The 19,133-nt window shown below is 34.5% G+C and carries 23 protein-coding genes; 7 read left to right on the top strand and 16 right to left on the bottom strand.

Annotation, left to right across the window (positions count from 1 at the left end; all coding sequences use genetic code 11):
* Window positions 1-163: 163 nt before the first annotated feature.
* On the top strand, window positions 164-1,381 hold the full coding sequence (locus tag DN394_RS23930) for an MFS transporter (RefSeq protein WP_141542902.1): 1,218 nt from the start codon (window positions 164-166) through the stop codon (window positions 1,379-1,381).
* A 45-nt stretch (window positions 1,382-1,426) separates the two neighbouring features.
* Here DN394_RS23930 and DN394_RS23935 read toward each other — a convergent pair whose 3' ends face one another.
* The 5 genes from DN394_RS23935 to spoIIP form a co-directional block, all read right to left on the bottom strand.
* Entirely contained in the window at window positions 1,427-2,902 is a 1,476-nt protein-coding gene (locus DN394_RS23935) for an amidase family protein (protein WP_097916175.1), read from the bottom strand.
* 186 nt (window positions 2,903-3,088) lie between these two features.
* Entirely contained in the window at window positions 3,089-3,535 is a 447-nt protein-coding gene (locus DN394_RS23940; protein ID WP_098208715.1) for an NUDIX hydrolase, read from the bottom strand.
* Window positions 3,536-3,558: 23 nt separating this feature from the next.
* Window positions 3,559-4,299, bottom strand: coding sequence for a M15 family metallopeptidase (locus DN394_RS23945; RefSeq protein ID WP_098208716.1), 741 nt, complete (start codon window positions 4,297-4,299; stop codon window positions 3,559-3,561).
* A gap of 11 nt (window positions 4,300-4,310) precedes the next feature.
* On the bottom strand, window positions 4,311-4,808 hold the full coding sequence (locus tag DN394_RS23950; protein WP_141542903.1) for a GNAT family N-acetyltransferase: 498 nt from the start codon (window positions 4,806-4,808) through the stop codon (window positions 4,311-4,313).
* 223 nt (window positions 4,809-5,031) lie between these two features.
* Complete coding sequence (gene spoIIP, locus DN394_RS23955; protein WP_097916168.1) at window positions 5,032-6,186, bottom strand: stage II sporulation protein SpoIIP; 1,155 nt, start codon at window positions 6,184-6,186, stop codon at window positions 5,032-5,034.
* A gap of 89 nt (window positions 6,187-6,275) precedes the next feature.
* Between spoIIP and DN394_RS23960 the strand changes: the two genes are divergently transcribed.
* Window positions 6,276-6,572: a hypothetical protein gene (locus DN394_RS23960; RefSeq protein ID WP_046959218.1), complete on the top strand. Its 297-nt coding sequence runs from the start codon at window positions 6,276-6,278 to the stop codon at window positions 6,570-6,572.
* Window positions 6,573-6,576: 4 nt separating this feature from the next.
* A complete protein-coding gene (locus DN394_RS23965; protein WP_046959217.1) occupies window positions 6,577-6,882 on the top strand; it encodes a hypothetical protein in 306 nt (101 codons plus the stop codon).
* On the opposite strand, the gene DN394_RS23970 is transcribed toward DN394_RS23965, so the two are convergent.
* From DN394_RS23970 to cbpA, 4 genes are all read right to left on the bottom strand, one after another.
* Window positions 6,855-7,382, bottom strand: a complete 528-nt coding sequence (locus tag DN394_RS23970) for a DUF1572 domain-containing protein (protein WP_097916204.1) — start codon at window positions 7,380-7,382, stop codon at window positions 6,855-6,857. The two genes, DN394_RS23965 and DN394_RS23970, sit on opposite strands and share 28 nt — an antisense overlap.
* Window positions 7,383-7,401: 19 nt before the next feature.
* On the bottom strand, window positions 7,402-7,731 hold the full coding sequence (gene csaA / locus DN394_RS23975; RefSeq protein WP_097916166.1) for a chaperone CsaA: 330 nt from the start codon (window positions 7,729-7,731) through the stop codon (window positions 7,402-7,404).
* Between the two features lie 66 nt (window positions 7,732-7,797).
* Entirely contained in the window at window positions 7,798-9,135 is a 1,338-nt protein-coding gene (gene brnQ4 / locus DN394_RS23980; RefSeq protein WP_422851000.1) for a branched-chain amino acid transport system II carrier protein BrnQ4, read from the bottom strand.
* 436 nt (window positions 9,136-9,571) lie between these two features.
* Window positions 9,572-10,219 carry a cyclic di-AMP binding protein CbpA gene (cbpA, locus tag DN394_RS23985; RefSeq protein ID WP_001220512.1) on the bottom strand — a complete coding sequence of 216 codons (648 nt, stop codon included), beginning with the start codon at window positions 10,217-10,219 and terminating at the stop codon, window positions 9,572-9,574.
* A 244-nt stretch (window positions 10,220-10,463) separates the two neighbouring features.
* Here cbpA and DN394_RS23990 point away from each other — a divergent pair, with 244 nt between their 5' ends.
* The 3 genes from DN394_RS23990 (at window position 10,464) to DN394_RS24000 (ending at window position 13,333) form a co-directional block, all read left to right on the top strand.
* Window positions 10,464-11,333 (top strand): hypothetical protein, encoded by an 870-nt coding sequence (locus tag DN394_RS23990; RefSeq protein WP_098208718.1) that lies wholly within the window; start codon window positions 10,464-10,466, stop codon window positions 11,331-11,333.
* 208 nt (window positions 11,334-11,541) lie between these two features.
* Window positions 11,542-12,849 (top strand): hemolysin family protein, encoded by a 1,308-nt coding sequence (locus DN394_RS23995; protein WP_000353742.1) that lies wholly within the window; start codon window positions 11,542-11,544, stop codon window positions 12,847-12,849.
* Between the two features lies 1 nt (window position 12,850).
* Entirely contained in the window at window positions 12,851-13,333 is a 483-nt protein-coding gene (locus DN394_RS24000; RefSeq protein ID WP_046959211.1) for a DUF456 domain-containing protein, read from the top strand.
* 25 nt (window positions 13,334-13,358) lie between these two features.
* Here DN394_RS24000 and DN394_RS24005 read toward each other — a convergent pair whose 3' ends face one another.
* From DN394_RS24005 to cls, 4 genes are all read right to left on the bottom strand, one after another.
* Window positions 13,359-13,979: an NAD(P)-dependent oxidoreductase gene (locus DN394_RS24005; RefSeq protein ID WP_000861616.1), complete on the bottom strand. Its 621-nt coding sequence runs from the start codon at window positions 13,977-13,979 to the stop codon at window positions 13,359-13,361.
* A gap of 243 nt (window positions 13,980-14,222) precedes the next feature.
* A complete protein-coding gene (locus tag DN394_RS24010; RefSeq protein ID WP_001045960.1) occupies window positions 14,223-14,402 on the bottom strand; it encodes a hypothetical protein in 180 nt (59 codons plus the stop codon).
* Window positions 14,403-14,589: 187 nt separating this feature from the next.
* Entirely contained in the window at window positions 14,590-15,048 is a 459-nt protein-coding gene (locus DN394_RS24015; protein ID WP_098705020.1) for a spore coat protein, read from the bottom strand.
* Window positions 15,049-15,079: 31 nt separating this feature from the next.
* Window positions 15,080-16,264 carry a cardiolipin synthase gene (gene cls / locus DN394_RS24020; protein ID WP_141545422.1) on the bottom strand — a complete coding sequence of 395 codons (1,185 nt, stop codon included), beginning with the start codon at window positions 16,262-16,264 and terminating at the stop codon, window positions 15,080-15,082.
* 160 nt (window positions 16,265-16,424) lie between these two features.
* On the opposite strand from cls, the gene DN394_RS24025 reads away from it, so the two are divergent.
* Window positions 16,425-16,511 carry a YjcZ family sporulation protein gene (locus DN394_RS24025; protein ID WP_000505094.1) on the top strand — a complete coding sequence of 29 codons (87 nt, stop codon included), beginning with the start codon at window positions 16,425-16,427 and terminating at the stop codon, window positions 16,509-16,511.
* A 126-nt stretch (window positions 16,512-16,637) separates the two neighbouring features.
* Here the strand turns inward: DN394_RS24025 and DN394_RS24030 are convergent, their stop codons facing one another.
* The 3 genes from DN394_RS24030 to DN394_RS24040 form a co-directional block, all read right to left on the bottom strand.
* Window positions 16,638-17,144, bottom strand: a complete 507-nt coding sequence (locus tag DN394_RS24030; RefSeq protein ID WP_000141167.1) for an acyl-CoA thioesterase — start codon at window positions 17,142-17,144, stop codon at window positions 16,638-16,640.
* Between the two features lie 195 nt (window positions 17,145-17,339).
* On the bottom strand, window positions 17,340-18,218 hold the full coding sequence (locus DN394_RS24035) for a TIGR03943 family putative permease subunit (protein WP_098110538.1): 879 nt from the start codon (window positions 18,216-18,218) through the stop codon (window positions 17,340-17,342).
* Window positions 18,219-18,221: 3 nt separating this feature from the next.
* On the bottom strand, window positions 18,222-19,118 hold the full coding sequence (locus tag DN394_RS24040) for a permease (RefSeq protein WP_000418724.1): 897 nt from the start codon (window positions 19,116-19,118) through the stop codon (window positions 18,222-18,224).
* Window positions 19,119-19,133: the final 15 nt, after the last annotated feature.

A 19,133-nucleotide genomic window follows, 5' to 3' on the forward strand; every position in this document is an offset into this window, starting at 1 on the left:
TTATAAAAAGTATTAATAAAATACTATATTAATATATTCTTCATTATACATGACATTTCCTTTCAAAAAATGACAAAAAATTAAATTCTTTCACAATTCCAACTTTCAAATTATAATTATTCTAACTATTGGAATGTTTTTCCTCAGGAAGGTTGTGTACTTATTGCAAAATCGTTCATTAACTTACTATTTAGGATCGAAAATATGCATTACTCTCGCTGATATCGTATACATCATGATTATTACAACCCATATGTATATCACAACGAAATCAGCTACATTAACTGCTCTGTTTCCATTACTCCAAGTCATAACTAATCTTATAGCAAATACATCTGCACCACTTATCATGAATCGTTTTTCATCTTATTCCTTACTTTTTACACTACAATGGACAAAAACTGCTCTATTATTTTTATTAGTGATCTTATTCCCATCCCTGTCCACAAACATTGTAGCATTATTCATTTTCATTTTTTTCATTTCATTATGTAGCGGTTGGAGCGCGCCATTATTATACGGTATCCTTCCTCGCCTTACACGAAAAGAACAATTAGTGAAAGTAAATAGTATTTTTTCCTTTTCCACACAAATTGCGCAAGCCACTGCTTATTCATTTACAAGTGTTATAGTTCTTCTTATCGGTGCTACTTCTACACTCATGATGAATAACATTTTGATGATTTTTGGATGTTTTGCACTACACCTTTCATTACGTTCCATACATACTGAACGAGTAATAGAGCCTTCTTCTTCAAAAGGCGCTGCTTTATTGGAAGGTTGGAAACTCTTATTTCAAAACCCTTCTCTCCGTATCGTTACATGTATGGACTTAATTGAAACTTTCGCAGGGACGATATGGATCGGTGCTATTACGATGGCTTATGTAACGACTGTTCTTCATAAAGGAGAAGAATGGTGGGGATATATTAATACAAGTTATTATGTTGGGACGTTAATTGGCGGGATATTAGCATGGAAAATGAGTACATACATTCAAAACAATTTAATACGCTCCATGGCAATAGGCTCTCTTATGTTTAGTATTCTTACATTTTTATATGGTATGACAAGTCGCGGGTTTATTGCGCTTTTTCTATGTGTTCTAATGGGTCCATGTTATCAAATTAGAGATATTTCTCAAACGACGGTTTTACAATCCAGCATCGCTCCTTCTTTACTATCAAAAATGTATACAGCTCATGGCGCTCTCATCTCGACAGCTTCTGGTCTTTCTATGCTTAGCGTTGGAATTATTACCGATTTGTTCGGTGTTCGTACGATTTATATTCTCGCTTCAATCCTTATATTATGCTCTGCTTGTTTATCCTTTAACTTATTAAAATATGATAAGACAGAGCAGAAAAATATTTCACTCTAATTAACAAAATAAATAGGACAGGAATCCCTGTCCTATTTATTTTATTCATGATAAGTTAGGGATTTTCCGATGCTTTGTCGCTTGTTCAAAAGCGTATGCTAGTTTAATCAAAGTTCCCTCACGAAATTCAGTGCTTGCAAGAGTAATTCCAAACGGTCTGCCGTTATCCATGTATCCCGCAGGTATCGCTATAGACGGATAACCTGCTTTCGCACTTATAGTAGAACCTATATAAGAAGGGAACAGTATCGCATCAAGATTATATTTTTCCAACGCAAAATCAATACCTTGTTCTTGAGAAAAATATATATCTTCTAATCTTGCGTTTAAGTATTCAGGATTTCTTAACGTATTAGGAAAATCTTTTCTTATTTCTAATTTAGTTTGTCCATATTTCAAAGCTCTTTCTGCTATATTTTCATTAAACTCCATTAATTCCGAAATAGAATGTACCGGAATAGTTGAAGGTAATTTAGAAAGATAGTTATCTAGACTATGCTTTAGTTCATATAGCGATACTCCCCAGCTCCATTCCCTATGAAAAGATGGAATATCAATATTTTCTACTACTGTCGCTCCCTCACTACGCAATACTTCAATCGTTTCCTTAAACAATTTTTCATCATACTCACCAGTTTCATAATAATCTTTTGGTGCATTGCTATATACACCAATCTTTGCTCCATTTAAACCATTGTCATCAAGATACTTTGTATAATCATGTTCTGCTTTACCTTCACTTTTATGAGTAGCTACATCCTTCTCGTCTAACCCAGTTAAACTCCCTAGCAAAATAGCCGCATCTGTTACCGTTCTAGCAAATGGTCCCGCTGTATCCTGTGAATAAGTAAGCGGAATAATTCCCCTACGACTAATTAGACCAACAGTCGGTTTAATACCTACTACAGAGTTTTGAACAGCTGGACTCAATATAGAACCATCTGTTTCCGTTCCAACAGATACTACTGTAAAATTAGCGGCAACTGCAATCGCAGACCCTGTACTTGAGCCTCCAACAAACATATCATCCTCACCTGTACCGTATGGATTTATTGTTTGCCCACCTCTTGCACTATATCCAGCCCACATGTCAAAAGACATTCCATTTGCTAATTCTGTCATATTTGTTTTTCCTATTATCACTGCTCCTGCTTCTCGCAGTTTCGTAACGAGAAATGCATCTTCACTACTAATATTTTGTTCCAGGGCAATCGTACCTGCACTTGTATGCATAGAGTCATTCGTTTCAATATTGTCCTTAAGTAAAATAGGTATACCATGTAATGGTCCCCGTCCACCTTTTGTCTTTCTTTCATAATCTAACGCTTCTGCGATAAAAATAGCGTCTGGATTGATTTCTAAAATAGAATTGATTTTTGGTCCTTCTTGATCGTATTTCGCGATTCTATGAAGATAATACATAACTAATTCTTTTGAAGTTAATTGCCCAGCTTCCATCGCTACTTGTATATCATGAATTGTTAATTCTTTTTGTAATCGTGCATTGAACTGAATCTCCATCTTCATTCTCCTCCTGTAAAAGTTTTTATTGATAACGTGTATCTATTACTTTTTCATTTTCTCCGCTCCTCGCATATACAACTACAATCCCTTTCAAAGAATTCAACTTACCAATGTAAAAACCTTTTATTTCCTGAAAAATAAAAAAAGTCTGAAACGAATTAACTTCCGCTTCAGACTCTTTTATTATTTTACATATACCTCATCTAACAAATGTAAAAACTCACCTTGTTTCCCGGCTAATTCAGGGCATTTTGCAATATCAATCCATTCGTAGCAAAATACTAAACCTTCATCTTCCTCACCAGCACTTACAATATGTTCCCAATCATCTTTTACATCTGTTAGTAAAGTTACGTGGAAAAAATGGCGCTTTTGATATTCCTTTTGCTCTTTCACAAGTATGATGTAATCGGCTAGGAATCTTTCTATGCATAAATGACGTAATCCAGACTCTTCTTGTACTTCACGTAAAATTGCTGCTTCTAACGTTTCCCCTTCGTCAACTGTTCCCCCTGGTACTTGTATACCAGCTTCAGGTTTATCACGATGTTTAAAAACAAGCAGTTGCATAACTCCTTCTTTTTCTCTTGTCACATATGCGTGTACTTTTTTCTTATATAACACCGTCATAATCCTTCTCTCCCCTCAATTGTTCACTGCGTTACTTCTTCAAGCGTCAGTTGATTTTCATATAAATATGTAGCTTGTGGGTTCCCCACATACCTTACGTGCCATGGTTCATATCGATAGCCCGTAAGCGATTCTTTCTCTTTTGTATATCGAATGACAAACCCAAATTTATGAGCATTTTCAGAAAGCCAATGCCCTTCTTTCGTTTCACCAAAAACTGTCTCTAACTGAAACTTAGCAGCTTGAGATGTAATATCCATAGCAAGCCCTGTTTGATGTTCACTCGTACCAGGAACCGCACTCGACATCGCTGTTTTTACTTCTCCATCTTGCTTTTTATACATCGTATTTAATGCTTTTTGTCGATCAAAAGATCTAAATCCCGATACTGCAAATAAGAAAATATGCTCCTTATCAGCTTGCTGAAACATTTCCTCTAGCGCCCCTGCTGCTTCTTTCCTCATTTTTTTCTTTTCTTGATCACTTTCACTTGAGTAGCGCACTTTCGGAATAACTAAATCTGGCGGTCTATACCCATCTGGTAAACGCCTACTTTTATTCACAAGCACAAGCATTGAATTCGGATTACTAATTACCGCAATATCACCATCCATATTCGCAATCGTTTCTTTCGCTTTCGGAAATATGCTATTTACATTTACCTCGCGTGCCTGCTTATCCTTATACATTTTATAATTGATTCCCGCTACTCCAACAATGAGTATCGACGCTACGATACCAAGTAGTATCCATCTTTTTTTCATATAACGACCTCTTAGTTTAATAATTTGGCCATTTCATACTCATCGATGTTCTCACCATCGATAATAAGAGCAGCTCTTTTGACACCTTCTTTCTCAAATCCAGCTTTTTTATATAGTGCCTGAGCTCTTGTATTGTGGGCCATTACCGTTAATTCTAAACGCCATACATCATGTAATCTTGCCCACTTCTCAACCTCTTTAAACAATCTCGTCCCAATACCTCGCCCGCTATACTCTTGCAAAATACCAATTACAATACCTGCTACATGTCTCTTTCTTTGAATATTATTTCCATTCACTAAAATAAACCCTACTATACTTTCTTCTTCAACTGCTACAAATATTGCTGCATATTCATTTTCTATAAAGCGATGAATCATTTGTTCTTGTTGCTCGGCTGTAAATTTTCTTTCTCCTGGTTCATATAACATAAATTTCGTTTCTTCATCTAGTTGCTTACTTAATTGCAAAAATGGTGCTGCATCTTCTATTTTGATCTCCCTAATCACTTCAATCACCCTACCAGTTTCATAATAAAAAGTTTTCCTTGTAAAAAGATTTTCTCTACTTTCCCGAAAATCCCTTTGTAAATCTCCCAGTATAATTTGACAAATTTCGATATTACTATAGCAACGAAAAATTATGTCTATTCTGTGACGTCTCATCATGACAAAAAAACGTAAGCATTACACTCACGTTTTTTCAGACTCTCCCATTCATTTATGTTTCACTTTATCCATTCACTTTTTCTGCCTGCCAGAAATATTCACCAAACGCTTTAGCAAGTACACCAATTGATCGATTTAGTTCTTCCTCTGTATTATCTACGCCACCAACTTCAATTAATATCGCTTGCCCTGATAAGTCTTGATTGTAGACACCATTTCCTGTTTGGAATCCTTTTTGAATGACACCACGACTCACTCCTGGATATTTCTTATTAATTTCCTCATGAAGAGCTGTTGCTAATTGTAAGTTCTTTTCATAATTTTTATTGCCTTTCCCTATTACGAAAGCAAGCTTTGCATATGATTTATCTCCAATTGCTTTTGTCGTGACATTTTTCCGAGCACTATCCCGATGCAAGTCAAAGAAGTACTGCAGTTCTTTATTGCCTGTCATTGCTTCTTGTACAATTTCCCGTGAAACTTTGTAAGAACTATTACTATTTAACCCTTTACTAATCAACTTTTGGCCGACATCAGTCTTGTCGTTAGTAGCTCCTATCCCTTCACTTTCTAATTGTTCACGAAATCGATCGCCCACTATTGAAATATTAGTGACGGAACTTGTTGCTTTATTCGGATTTGAATCGTTTGCTAAATTTAGTAACGGCAAATAAGATTCCCAACTATGCGAATGATAAATAAGCGCAACTTGTCTTTTTCCTGTTGTTTGAGCCGGTTGCTTTTTCTCTTTGTTCGTATCCGGCTTTTGAGCCTGTCCACCTTCACCAGTCCGTTCTTTTACTACTTCTTCAAGCGGAACGCTCGACTCTATCGGTAAGTTAGAATAATTCGTCCCTTCACCCGCAATAACAATTTCTGTATCGTACTTTCCAAAACCAGGTAGCTCTTTTCCGACAAAACTGCGTACATCATTAAAACGAATATTCGTAGCCATAGAAAAGAGAAACGAAGAAATTGAAAAATCTTGATTTAAATTTCGATACTCCTGTGTAAAATAATGATTCTCTTTCCCAAGAACGTACATGTAACCATTCATCGATAGCTCATTTAACCAATTATATAAATACGTTGACTTTGTCTCTTTCATAGAGGTTACCATCATACTAATAAGAAAAAAAGTCGCTAGTACTGTAGTAATAATAAATAAAACTAACTTACGTACACTTGTGAACTTCACATAAAAAAAGCCTCGATTCATACTATCACCCTCTCTATTTCAAGTTATGTACAAGCTCTAGAGAATAGACCGTCTAAATTCCGGCTATATTGTTAATGAGGTGAAATGAATTGAAGCTACTAATAGGAACATTACCCATTGTACTATCATTTATTTTTTATTGGCTTACTAAGCATCCTACAATCCGTGTCGCGTTACATATTTCAGCTTACTTCGCACTTTATGTACTCGGAACAATTATTTCTATTCATATATATGACGTTTTAATACAAGATTTAGTTTTTATGACAAGCATTCATGGAATTTTACTAAATCCATTTTTTCTTATATCAGGAGCGTATATAGGGATATACACCTTGCACTTAATCTTGTCTTACATTATTACGAAAATAAAAAATGGAGCGTAATAAAATGCAACCACCATTCATCTGTCATACATGCAAAAAAAGAATTGTGCGAAAGAAAGATCTTATTACTGCCACATCGTATTTCCGCTTTTATTTATTTCACAGTGATTGCTTTAAACGACAGCAAGTGTTCATCTCACGATTTATCCCCGTAAATACGGTTTTTAATTTTTTTCTTATTATATATGGACTTATTTTCGGCAGCATCCTTATGTTCACGGAACCATCTATCATTTGGCTTATTTTTTTGTTTCCTATTCTATATCGGTTTCTCTCCTATTATTATGTTGAACGTTTTTTCTCTACATAACGTGCAGACTGCCCTCTAGGAATACTTAAACATTCCCACTCATTTTCTTTTAACATTTTACCGATGTAAATCATTTGTCCAATATGCAAAGCATAATGAGAAATTTGTCTTTCAATTGCTTGCATGGCAGTATGTGCTTCACCACGAATGTATACCGTCTTTAATAGATGTTCCGGCGTTATTACATGCATCGTTTTAAAAACATATTCCCATCCTTCATTCCATGCTGCCAGAACCTCTTCCTTAGAATGATAACCATCTTCAAATTCAGCATCTCGGTTACGATCCATTTTTTCACCGTCAGATGTTAAAAAATCTGTCCATCTAGAACGCATATTACCATGCAGATGTTTTATAATAACCGCTATGCTATTTGTTGCTTCATGAGAAGACCATTCAATTTGTTCATATGATAATTGAGAAAGTACCCTTTCTCCTTGCTTCTTTGTTGCTTTAAAATTCGAAATCGCACATTGTAAATATTCTCGTCCGATATCCATATTAGCCCCTACCTTCACGTTAACTAATTTTTGTTCCATTTGGCAATTCCATATTAGGCTGAAGTAACACAACATCACCCGCTTCAGGTACTCCTCCTAAAACAAGCACTTCTGATTTGAATCCAGCTACACGTTTTGGCGGGAAATTTACAACAGCAACGATTTGCTGACCGATTAACCCTTCTGGACTGTATCTTCTCGTAATTTGAGCACTTGACTGCTTAATTCCAAGCTCTCCAAAATCAATTTCTAGTTTAATCGCTGGAACCCTCGCTTCTTTAAATTCCTCTGCATGTGTTACAGTTCCAATTCGTAAATCCAAAGCTAAAAAATCTTCAAAATTAGCCATTTTATCATTCCTCCCATTTATTACTTAGACAAAACAATAAAATCCCCTTTAAAAAAAGAAAGGCGCCTAAGCACCTTTCTTTTGTAGTTCACTTGATTCATTTGATTTATAGAAGAAGAAACCAAGAATCCCGCCAATACATGATGGGATTAACCATCCTATTCCTTCATTATATAATGGTAACATTTGTAGTACGTTAGAAATCGCGTCAATTTTAATGTTCGCACTTTCTAAACCGTTAAAGAAACTAATTAACAATGCGCCTAAAATAGCTCCAATATAAATGGTATTACGCTTCCCAATCCATTTATGGAAGTAAGAAAGTACGATTAATACGATTGCAACTGGATAAATGATCATTAACACTGGTAAAGTAACTGTGATTAATTGTGTTAAACCTAGGTTAGATACAAGTAAACTAAACACACATACCATCGTTACAATCGCTTTATGCGAAAGTTTAGGGAATAAGTTTGTAAAGAAGCCAGCACAAGCTGATGTTAATCCAACAGAAGTTGTTAAACAAGCGAGTATAATAACGAGCCCTAATAAAATTTTACCACTTGTTCCATATAACTCATTTACAACATTCGTTAAAATAAGTCCACCATTCTCTGATACACCAAGTGATGTACTTGTTGAACCAAGATAAGCAAGTGATAAATAAATTAACGTTAAACCAAGTACTGCAATAATACCTGATACTACTGTTATTTTTGCAACTTGACTACTTTCTTTTATTCCTTTAGAACGGATAACTTGTACAACGACAATTCCAAATACAAGCGCACTAATTGCATCCATCGTTAAATATCCTTGTATAAATCCACCAAAGAAAGCATTTTCTTTGTATGCTGCTAGCGGCGCAGCTGGTTCTCCAATTGGATCAACAATTGCCTTTCCAACAATAACAGCAACAATCAATACTAACAATGGTGTAAGAAATTTTCCGAACCAATCCACTAATTTAGATGGATTTAATGATAAATACCAAGTTATTCCGAAGAAAACTATCGTGAAAAGAAATAGCATGTACCATTCGGAAACCAATGCCTCTGATAAAAATGGCTTCATACCCATTTCAAATGAAACGGCTCCAGTACGCGGAATCGCGAAAAATGGTCCAATTGCTAAATAACTAATCAATGGGAAAATAAACGCGAATATTGGGTGAACTCTAGAAGATAGCGCTTTCAAGTCCCCCTCTACAAACGCGACAGCTGTTACAGCTAATAGGGGTAATCCGACTCCCGTCACAAGGAATCCAATTGTAGCAATCCAAACATTCTCTCCAGCTTGTTGCCCTAAAACTGGTGGGAAAATTAAATTTCCTGCTCCTAAAAATAGTGCAAATAACATTAAACCGATTGCTACCGTATCACCTGGCCTTAAACGTCCCTTCATACTTTTCATTTACATAGCACTTTTTCATTGTTTATCTCTATTTTCACAATATGCTATGCATCCTCCTCTCTGCTCAAGCTGATAAAATATGCCCCTTACAAAGCAGTGTCTTTCTCCATAATTTCTCCATTCCCCTTATTTTTACTCTAATTATTAATTTTTGATTTTTTTGAATTTTTAACTCATTAGAGTGGTATTGCGTGGAGTATAGTTGTCAGACCTCTTTGTTTTTATCACACATATAGTAACATATTTAGTTGCAAAATAAAAACATATTTTCAAATTGATTTTTTTGAAAATCAAAATTATCTACATTTTTTATTCTTTTACACAAATATTGTTACAATCTCGACTTTTATCCTATCATTATTTTTAAATAACTTTATTCAAGTAACATAACAAAAACCATCCAACATAATTAGATGGCTTTTGCATGTTACTCTATCGTTTCAACTTCGCGTGGATTTTTCATCTCTTCCACATACACAACTCTAAATCCGTGATCTTCTAAATCTTTCAGTAACGTCTCTAATTCACCGTCGTTAAACTCTTCTCCTAATGTAAACATAATTCTCCGAACTAATAAGGCGTCATTATCAAAAGTCATTAAACTTTGGATACCTGTATATTTCTTTAATACTGTCGATAATTTTTGAATGGCCCCATTATAATCTTGTGTCCCAATCATGACAGAATATTTACTAGAATGAACGCCCCAAGCATCTTCTAATAACTCGAAAACCTTTTTATGCGTTAAAATTCCAAGAAAGACTCCATTTTCATCAACTACTGATAAATAAGGTAATTTTTTTATTGTAAAAAACACTTTAAAGAACGAAGAATCTTCTCTAACATAACCTTCTTTATCATTTAATAATTGTACTACACTCTCTTCCAGCGAACCTTTATATTCTAAAATATCTACTTTGTATACATTCCCTAAATATTTCTCTTTTTTTTCATCTAAAACTGGTACACAACGATATCCAGTTTTATTTAAATGCTCCAGTGCTTCCCCTATCGTAATTGAACTTGAGCAAAATAAAACTTCCCTTTTCGGCACATAATTCCCTTTAATCCTCATAAACAGCCTCCTTATGTTAAAATACTTTCTGTGCCATAACTATATTATATTTTCAGAAAAAAATAAATAATTTATTTTACTTTTCTGAAAATTATTCATTTTCTTGTCATAATTTATTCACGTTTCATTCACTTATATCCCCTACAATACTAAATTTCTTTAAGAAAAATATATTGTAACTTACGCCGAAAAAAGCTAAAATAAGAATAAGAATTTTCTGAATATTCTAAGAGCAGGTGATTACATGTCTTTATTGCGCTCACATATATGTAAATTTATTGTTGGTGTTCTCATTATATTTATCATTAGTCCTATTCCTGCATTATTCATTACACATAAATACTCATACATAACTGGCTTTATAAGCATTTTTCATAACTTCGCACAACTTTCTTCTATGACAATTCCAAAGATTGATTGGATGCACGAATCTATCTTTTTCTCAGCGAATCAAATGGTTCATACTTCTAATCATTCAACACCGTTATTCCCTTACATATGGGAAATATATTTTTTATCGATTGTTCGTTTTACCTTTACTCTTGCAATTGGATTCTTTATCAGCTTAGGGATCGGCCATTTATTTTTTAAAGCACCTCAATCGGTTAAGAAGTTCACTTCTTTATTAAAATGGATACCGTACTCTTTTTGTACTGTATTATTACAATGTTCAGTCTTATTACTACTCCTATACATCGCAAAATTGATAAAGCTTCCTTACTACTCATCTTTTATCATCGTTTGTAGTACTTCCATGATTATCGTTATGCAAGCAATAAAAAAGTGGGTTCCTTTCTTAAGTAACATCAATGAATATGAAATAAAACAATCTTCTTTCCTTGTAGATACATTGTTTTTAGCGCTTACTTCAAATCATAAATCTATTCTAGGTTCCATTATTCTTTCATTTGTTTTTATGGAATGCGTTTTTCATGCAAGCGGACTATTGCAATTTATCGTTCAATTCGGCGGAAATGCACCTGTTATTGTTACAATTAGCTTATTACTTTTGTATATCCCGTATTGCATACTCTCTTTCCTTCAAACGCTATGGACGACAAATCACGTTAAACAACAATCATACGCTTTAACGAGAAGTATTCCAAAACCTTAATTTGAAATAACCCTCTATAATCTGAAAGTAGGGGGTTATTCCTTTTGTATAGCGGACAAAATAACAGCAAATTCAAAAACTATTGCAGAAACATACCAATATTTACCCTTTTTCTTTGACTATTCTTTTCGTTTGGATTTATTATAAAAGTATAACATAATCGCAGGAGGTGACATCTTTATTCCAAACTACGGAATAGAGAACACACTTGGACATATTAAATATTTTTCTCATCTTTGTGCTCATCCTTATTTCCGGCTTTTTCGTTGCATCAGAATTCGCTGTTGTAAAAGTACGAAAAAGTCGCATTGACCAACTTGCAAATGAAGGCAATAAACAAGCTTTAGCTGCAAGAAGTGTCCTATCTAATTTAGATGTTTATTTATCAGCTTGTCAGCTCGGGATTACGATTACTTCTTTAGGGCTTGGTTGGCTTGGTGAACCGACTGTGGAACATTTACTACGACCGCTCTTTGAAAAGATTAATATTACTGGAACAATGGCAAATACTTTATCCTTTATTATTGCTTTTAGTGTTATTACATTTTTCCATGTTGTATTAGGTGAATTAGTTCCAAAGTCTTTCGCCATTCAAAAAGCAGAAGCAATCACACTTAAGTTTGCACGACCACTTATTTTATTTGATAAAATTATGTATCCATTCATTTGGCTACTTAATAGTACGGCAATCTTTTTCACAAAACTACTCGGTTTAGAGCCTGCGAAAGAAAATGAACTTGCCCATTCTGAAGAGGAACTACGACTCATTTTAGGTGAAAGTTTCAAAAGCGGCGAAATAAACCAAACCGAATATAAATATGTAAATAATATTTTTGAATTTGACGACCGGGTCGCGAAAGAAATTATGGTCCCTCGTACAGAAATGATTTGCTTATCTACTGAAAATACGTTAGAAGAGAATATGGATATCGTAGCAACTGAAAAGTATACACGCTATCCGATCATCGAAAAAGATAAAGATGATATTATCGGTATGATCAATACGAAAGAAGTATTTCACGATCAAACGAAAGGCATTCATAAACCACTTGAATCTTACATACATCCAGTACTAACTGTATTTGAAACTGTTCCAATTCGCAAAACATTAGTACATCTACAAAAGAATCGCGTTCAGATGGCAATCATTATGGATGAATATGGTGGTACTGCTGGACTTTTAACAATGGAAGATATTCTTGAAGAAATCATTGGAGAAATTCAAGATGAGTTTGATGCGGATGAATCACCTATGATTGAAAAACGTACGCCGAAGCTTACTGTTTTAGATGGGAAGGTGCTCATTTCTGAAGTAAATGATATGTTTGGCCTACATATTGATGATAGCGATTTAGATACAATTGGAGGCTGGCTCCTCTCTCAAGCAGTTGATTTAAATATTGAAGCTGGTTATTCCATTGAATTTGCCGGTTTTCAATTTAAAGCACTAGAACTTGATGGACATCAAGTGAAAAAAATTGCGGTACATAAATTAGACACGAAGAAGGAGTTATAAAGTGACAGTATTATTAACAATCTGTATCATTGCCTGTTTCATTGTTTCATTTCTCGCCTTTATTTATCCTATCATTCCAGGCATCCTTGCTGTTTGGGCTGGATATTTCATTTACCATTTTGGTATAAATGGCGGAGAACTAACAACTTCCTTTTGGATTATTCAAGTCATTTTCACACTATTTATTTTCGTGGCTGATTTTATTGCAAATGGATATTTCTTAAAGAAATACGGAAGTTCTAAATGGGGAGAACGTGTCGGTATGATTTCTATCATTGTCGGATCTTTCTTCTTCCCACCATTCGGTTTAATTATCATACCGTTCTTATCGGTATTTATTACAGAACTCATGCATAAAAAAGCGCCAAAAGACGCCTTTCTAGTAGGAGTTGCTACTGTAGTTGGTTTTTTAAGCAGCACAGTAGCGAAAGCTATTCTCCAAATCATTATGATTCTCATATTTGTATGTTATATCATCTTTTAACCATCCCAATTTCGGGATGGTTTTTTTAATATGAAATACCTACTCGACTATTCTCATATTTGTTTTCACTACACAGATTCCACGTAAATTGCGCTGTATCACCAACTGTTATTTTCGCTCCCCCTTCTGGTAATACATCTTTTTCAGTTCGATACACTCCTGTCACATCACCGTCTATTAAATGCGTCGGACAAACGACCGTCCAACATAAATTACTACTACTAAGTATCTTATATGCAGCTAAATGATCTTCTGCTGCTGTTGTCATTTTCCTTTTTGATTCAGCTGATTGAAAACGATATAAATTTAGATTTGTTCTTGCTTGTAAAATACCTGCTGTTCCTATTGTAATGATTTTATGTACCCCTTCTTCTTCCATTTGCTTTATAATTTGTGGCATACTCTTCGCTAACGTTCCATTTCGATCCGTACCAAGTGCACTTATTACTATATCGCTTCCTTCTATCGCTTTCTTTATATCATTTTCATTTAGTACATTACCTTCTATTACTCGTAACCTTTCATGTTGTATTTCTATTCTATTTAAATCACGTGCTAATGCAGTTACTTCAGCTGCATCCTTTAATGCTAATTTTATTATATTTGAACCTACTCGACCTGTTGCTCCTAATATACATACTTTCATTTGTTTTCCCCCTTTTTCATTCTTTCTCTATTTTTTAATAATTTTAATCAATTTTCAACAAAAAAGCTTCCTCATATATAAGAGGAAGCTCTATTATTATTTTACCCCGCTTTAACGGGCAGTAAGACCCCACCCCAAAATTTAGTAAAACCAAAGAAGTTAGATGGGGATCAACTGCCCGTAAAAGCCCGATTGGTTCAACTAATAATCAGTGGGGGATGCCCCACTGATTAAAGTTTCACTTTATTTCTTTTCTTTAGAATCTGTAGACTTCTCAGTTCCACTTGTTTCTTTATCCTTTTTGTCCTCTTGTTGTGTTGTTGTATCGTCTTCTTTCTTCTTGTCCTCACCTTTACTACAACCTACCATTAATAAAGAACTTGCAAGTGCCATAGCAGTTAATGATTTAACCCATTTGTTCATTTGCGTTTCCTCCTTTAGATAGAATATGTACAATCCCATATTACTCTCTATTTTTAAAGGAAAGATTGAAAAATAGTAAATAAACGGTAAATATTTGTAAATTTTTTAATAATAAATATGGACACCTAGTCTTTTTTTCTCCATGAAAAGTAAAAAACTAAGGCGCCTATCTTTCCACCTTAGTTTCTTATGCAAACTTCTCATTTTCATATACATGTTTAATCTTATACTCTTTCTTCACAACATATTGCCATACACTATAGGCATAACGATTCATTTTCAGGAAGCAATTTTCTAAAAACGAGCGGAATTCTGGATTCGCAACTTCAACTGCCACTTGAGCGAACTTTAGTGCTAACTGTTTTAAATGCGAAATATAACAAGTTGCAATACGGATATCCCCTGTATATTTACTATCAGTTTCCTTTTCCATTTCATGAAAATGAAATGAAATTGGTTCACAAGTTATATGCTGTACATTCTCTCCTTCTTGAAAATTCACTTGTTCATTATACGCTTGCAACATATATGGTAAATGATGCTGTAATAGCTCTTTTAATTCTTCGTCTCTTACCTCTCCTGTATACTCCCCAACCTTATAAATAAGCATATAACTATACCTCATTAATTCTTTCATACAATCCATGAAAATACCTCCCTTCTCCTTTGTCTATATGTTATAAATATGATGCTATAACATTTGCTATTCTTGCTAAAAACCAATCCCACTTACTAATTTTCTCAAAGTCTTCTTCTGAAAATCTTTTTGATTTATGAAAGTCTTCTTTTAATCGGTTCCATACGTCAGCAACAACTGTTGTATCATATATGATACAGTTAGATTCACAATTTAAATAAAAACTTCTATTATCAAAATTCGCTGTACCTATATCAACAATTTCTCCATCAATGATTGTTACTTTCCCGTGAAAAAAACCATTCCGATATTGATAAATCTCCGCTCCAGCATGGTTCATCTCTCTCAAATACGGATAGGCAGCTTGTTTTAACAATACTGCGTCGCTTTTAAATGGTACGAGAATTTTCACATTGACACCTCGGTTTAATGCACCTTTTAACTCTTTCATCATTTCTTTACTTGGTACAAAATATGGCGTAGCAATAATTAAAGACTTTTTAGCCTGCTTTAAAAGCGCTCCATATTTTTCCCATAACCCTTTTCCATCTGAAAATAAATATTGATATTTTACATGCCCAATTGCAGGTAGACTTTTATGTATAGGCATTTTTTCTCCCGTATCTTCTTTCCAGTCAGCAGCAAACTTTCTTTCCATATCCGTGGCGCCATTCCCCTTAACTCGTACATGATAATCACGCCACGGGCCAAATTTCGAATTTTGTCCAAGGTACTCCTTTCCAATGTTAAAGCCGCCGATATATGATACTTTTCCGTCAATCGTAACAATGCGTCTATGGTTTCGTTGATGCAACGAATAGAATAAATGTTTCAATTTAGGTTTTTTACTAAACGTAAACTGGACACCATTGCTTTTTAGTTGACGAATTATCCTTTTCTTCAGCTTATATCCACCTATTCGATCAACTGACAATTTTACTTCTACTCCACTCGATGCCTTTTTCTCAAGCAACTGCAAAAATTCTTTGCTTATTTCATCTTTACCTACAATATAAAAATGGATATATATGTACTTTTCTGCATTGCGTATATCCTCAAACAATTTCGTATATAACTCTTCACCGTTCGTATATAGTTGAAATTCACCTAATTGAACTTGTCCTAATTCATATTCACTAGCCATTTTTTTCCCCATTTCCACATCGATGTTCATCCAAATGAATACACCTATTAAACAAAGGATTACAACGAAAAAGTGTTTCATGGATATTTTCCTTCCTCCACTTACTGTTATTTCTATATCTTCCCTTTTTTAATACAATATCATTCAAGAAAATATGTCATTACATGATATATGTCCATATCAAACGATAGCTCATTTGCATATTGTATGTTGTATCTTAAAATAAAAGGAGGAAATAACAATGGGCTTCGCACATGGTAATGGATTCGCGCTATTAGTCGTATTATTTATCCTCTTAATCATCGTCGGTGCTGCTTGCTTCTGCTAAGTAGTTATCGTCATATGATATGTGGATGAAAAAACTATAAAAGCGGACACCTATTTTTAGGTGTCCGCTTTTCATATGAAAAACATTTCCGTTTGTTATTGTACCTTTAACGACTACATATTCAACTCAAAAAGTTAATAATGTAGCTACTTTCTTACTCTCTGCCTTACGTATATGACGTTGTTCTGCACGTAACACTGCAATGCGATGTAATTCTTTCTCTTCTTCTGTTTCAGGGATAACTCGCGGCACAGGAACCGGATTATTTTCCTTACTAAGCGCAACAAAAGTAACAAATGACGTTGCTGCTATACGTTTCTCACCCGAAATTAAATCTTCTGCTACTACCTTCACAAATACTTCCATAGAAGTTCTACCCGTCCAAATTACAAAAGATTCATAACTAACACAATCTGAAGAGCGAACAGGATGTAAGAAGTCTACCCAATCCATAGATGCTGTGACACATTCTTTTCTTGCATGCCTCGTTGCTGAAATAGAAGCAACCATATCCATCTCGGCTAATATCTTCCCACCAAATAGCGTATTATGATCGTTTAAATCTGTTGGAAATACTCGGCTCGTTTTAAACACTCTAGACTCATTAGCTGTTTTCCCTTTTACTTCAGTCATTGTTATCACCTCTTTGATTATTTAACCCGCTATTTGCAGACAGTAAGACTCCCACCACAAAATTCGGCTGGAGCAAAGAAGTTCGGTAAGAGTTACATTTCCCATTAACACTAGAACGGTATGAGCTTACTATCACTACACGTTTAATATTAACAACATTCAGAACTCTTAGTCCACAAAAAAGAACCGAAGTTATCAATCGGCTCCTCTAAATACATATTGTTCTTTTGGCGGTTCAACCTTATTCCATTTCGTTACTTCTAATACAGGGATATTCGCATGGAATGGCTGATAAAATTCCGTTGATATTTCTCCTTCAACTTGAATCCAATCATCATTTTTCCATTCTACCCCTTCTGGTTTTTTCACTAACATACCATATACACCAGAATCCGCTACACAATGTATAATCCCGAAACGGAATAAGAAATATTGTTCTTTTTGAGAAGAGTCATCTTTGAAAACAAACCCTTTAAAAGATAATTTTTTCCCAGTAAACTCGCCAGGATAATTATAAATTGTTTCCATTCCTTTAAGAAAATTTTCATCGTTTAAAGTAATATTATCTTTCGTAACAAACTCTTTCTTCCCTTTTTCCATTACACCACGGTATCCTTCTTTTCCGTAATAAATACTTGTGTCTGGTCTTAGGAATTGCCTTGTCATAAACGGATCTTTACTTTCTGCTTGCGCAACTGGAAAGTGAAATCCTTTCGCTTTAACGATATCTGAATCTAACGTTGCAATTGGGAAAAATAATCCTGAGACTATCGGAAAACAAAACAATAAGTACGAAAATGCTTTTTTCCACCATGTATTCTCATCTTTTGAATGATCATGCCCGCAATGGCTATGATCACAACTACAATCTTGTTTTTCTTGTTTTTCTTGTTCTTTCTGATGTTCTTTTTGGAATACGATAATAATTTGAACGACCGTTAAAAACCCTAAAATAATAGCTGCTGTTGTTGATAAATAAGCATACTTCATATTGATATACTTCGTAATATTACCGGAAATATGAAGCTGCGCGATTAAGATTGTAAAACCTAATAATATATATGCTCGAAACATAACCTACCACCCCATCGCATAAATGAGTAGTGAGCTTGCATAAACAACAAGTGTAACTGTAACAGTAACGACAATTACAAATTTTGTTTTAAATGTCGCAAGCATCATAAACATATTTTTAATATCCACCATCGGTCCATATACGAGGAACGCGACAAGTGATGCTGTTGAAAATGTACTTTGGAATGACGAAGCAATAAATGCATCCGCTTCTGAACAAAGTGATAAAATGTAAGCAAGCCCCATCATAACAGCTGGTGAAGAAAACGGCCCTTGTCCTATAGCAAGAAGTGTTGAAGTTTGTACGAACGTTTGAACTGCTGCTGCAATTAACGCACCTAATACTAAATATTTTCCCATCGAGAAAAATTCCTCAACAGCATGCGTACATACATCCCACATTTTTTTACGTAATGGACGCTTATGATTCACTTCTGGGAAGTGATCATCTCGTAATTGATGCTCTTTAAACATAAATGATAATATAATTCCAACGATAATTGCTACGATAATCGCTACAATAGAACGATACCATACCATGTGCATACTACTTCCAAAAGCAACGTATGTTGCAAATAATACGACTGGATTAATAATTGGTCCAGTTAACATAAATGCAATCCCGGCATATGGCGGAACCCCTTTTCCGATTAACCGTCTTACAATCGGAACAATTCCACATTCACAACCTGGAAACATCATACCTAAAAAAGTAGCCATTAAAACAGACAGAAAACGGTTTTTCGGCATCCATTTTGCTACCATATCCTCTGTCACAAACATTTGAATGAATCCTGAAATAAATACACCAATGAGCACAAAAGGAAGTGCTTCGATCAATATGGAGATAAAGATTGTATTCATTTGCAGGAATGCTTTCGGTAATTGAAACAATTCCATGATGTATTTCCTCCA

The sequence above is a fragment of the Bacillus sp. BB081 genome, assembly GCF_008368895.1.
Taxonomy (GTDB): Bacteria; Bacillota; Bacilli; order Bacillales; family Bacillaceae_G; genus Bacillus_A; species Bacillus_A wiedmannii.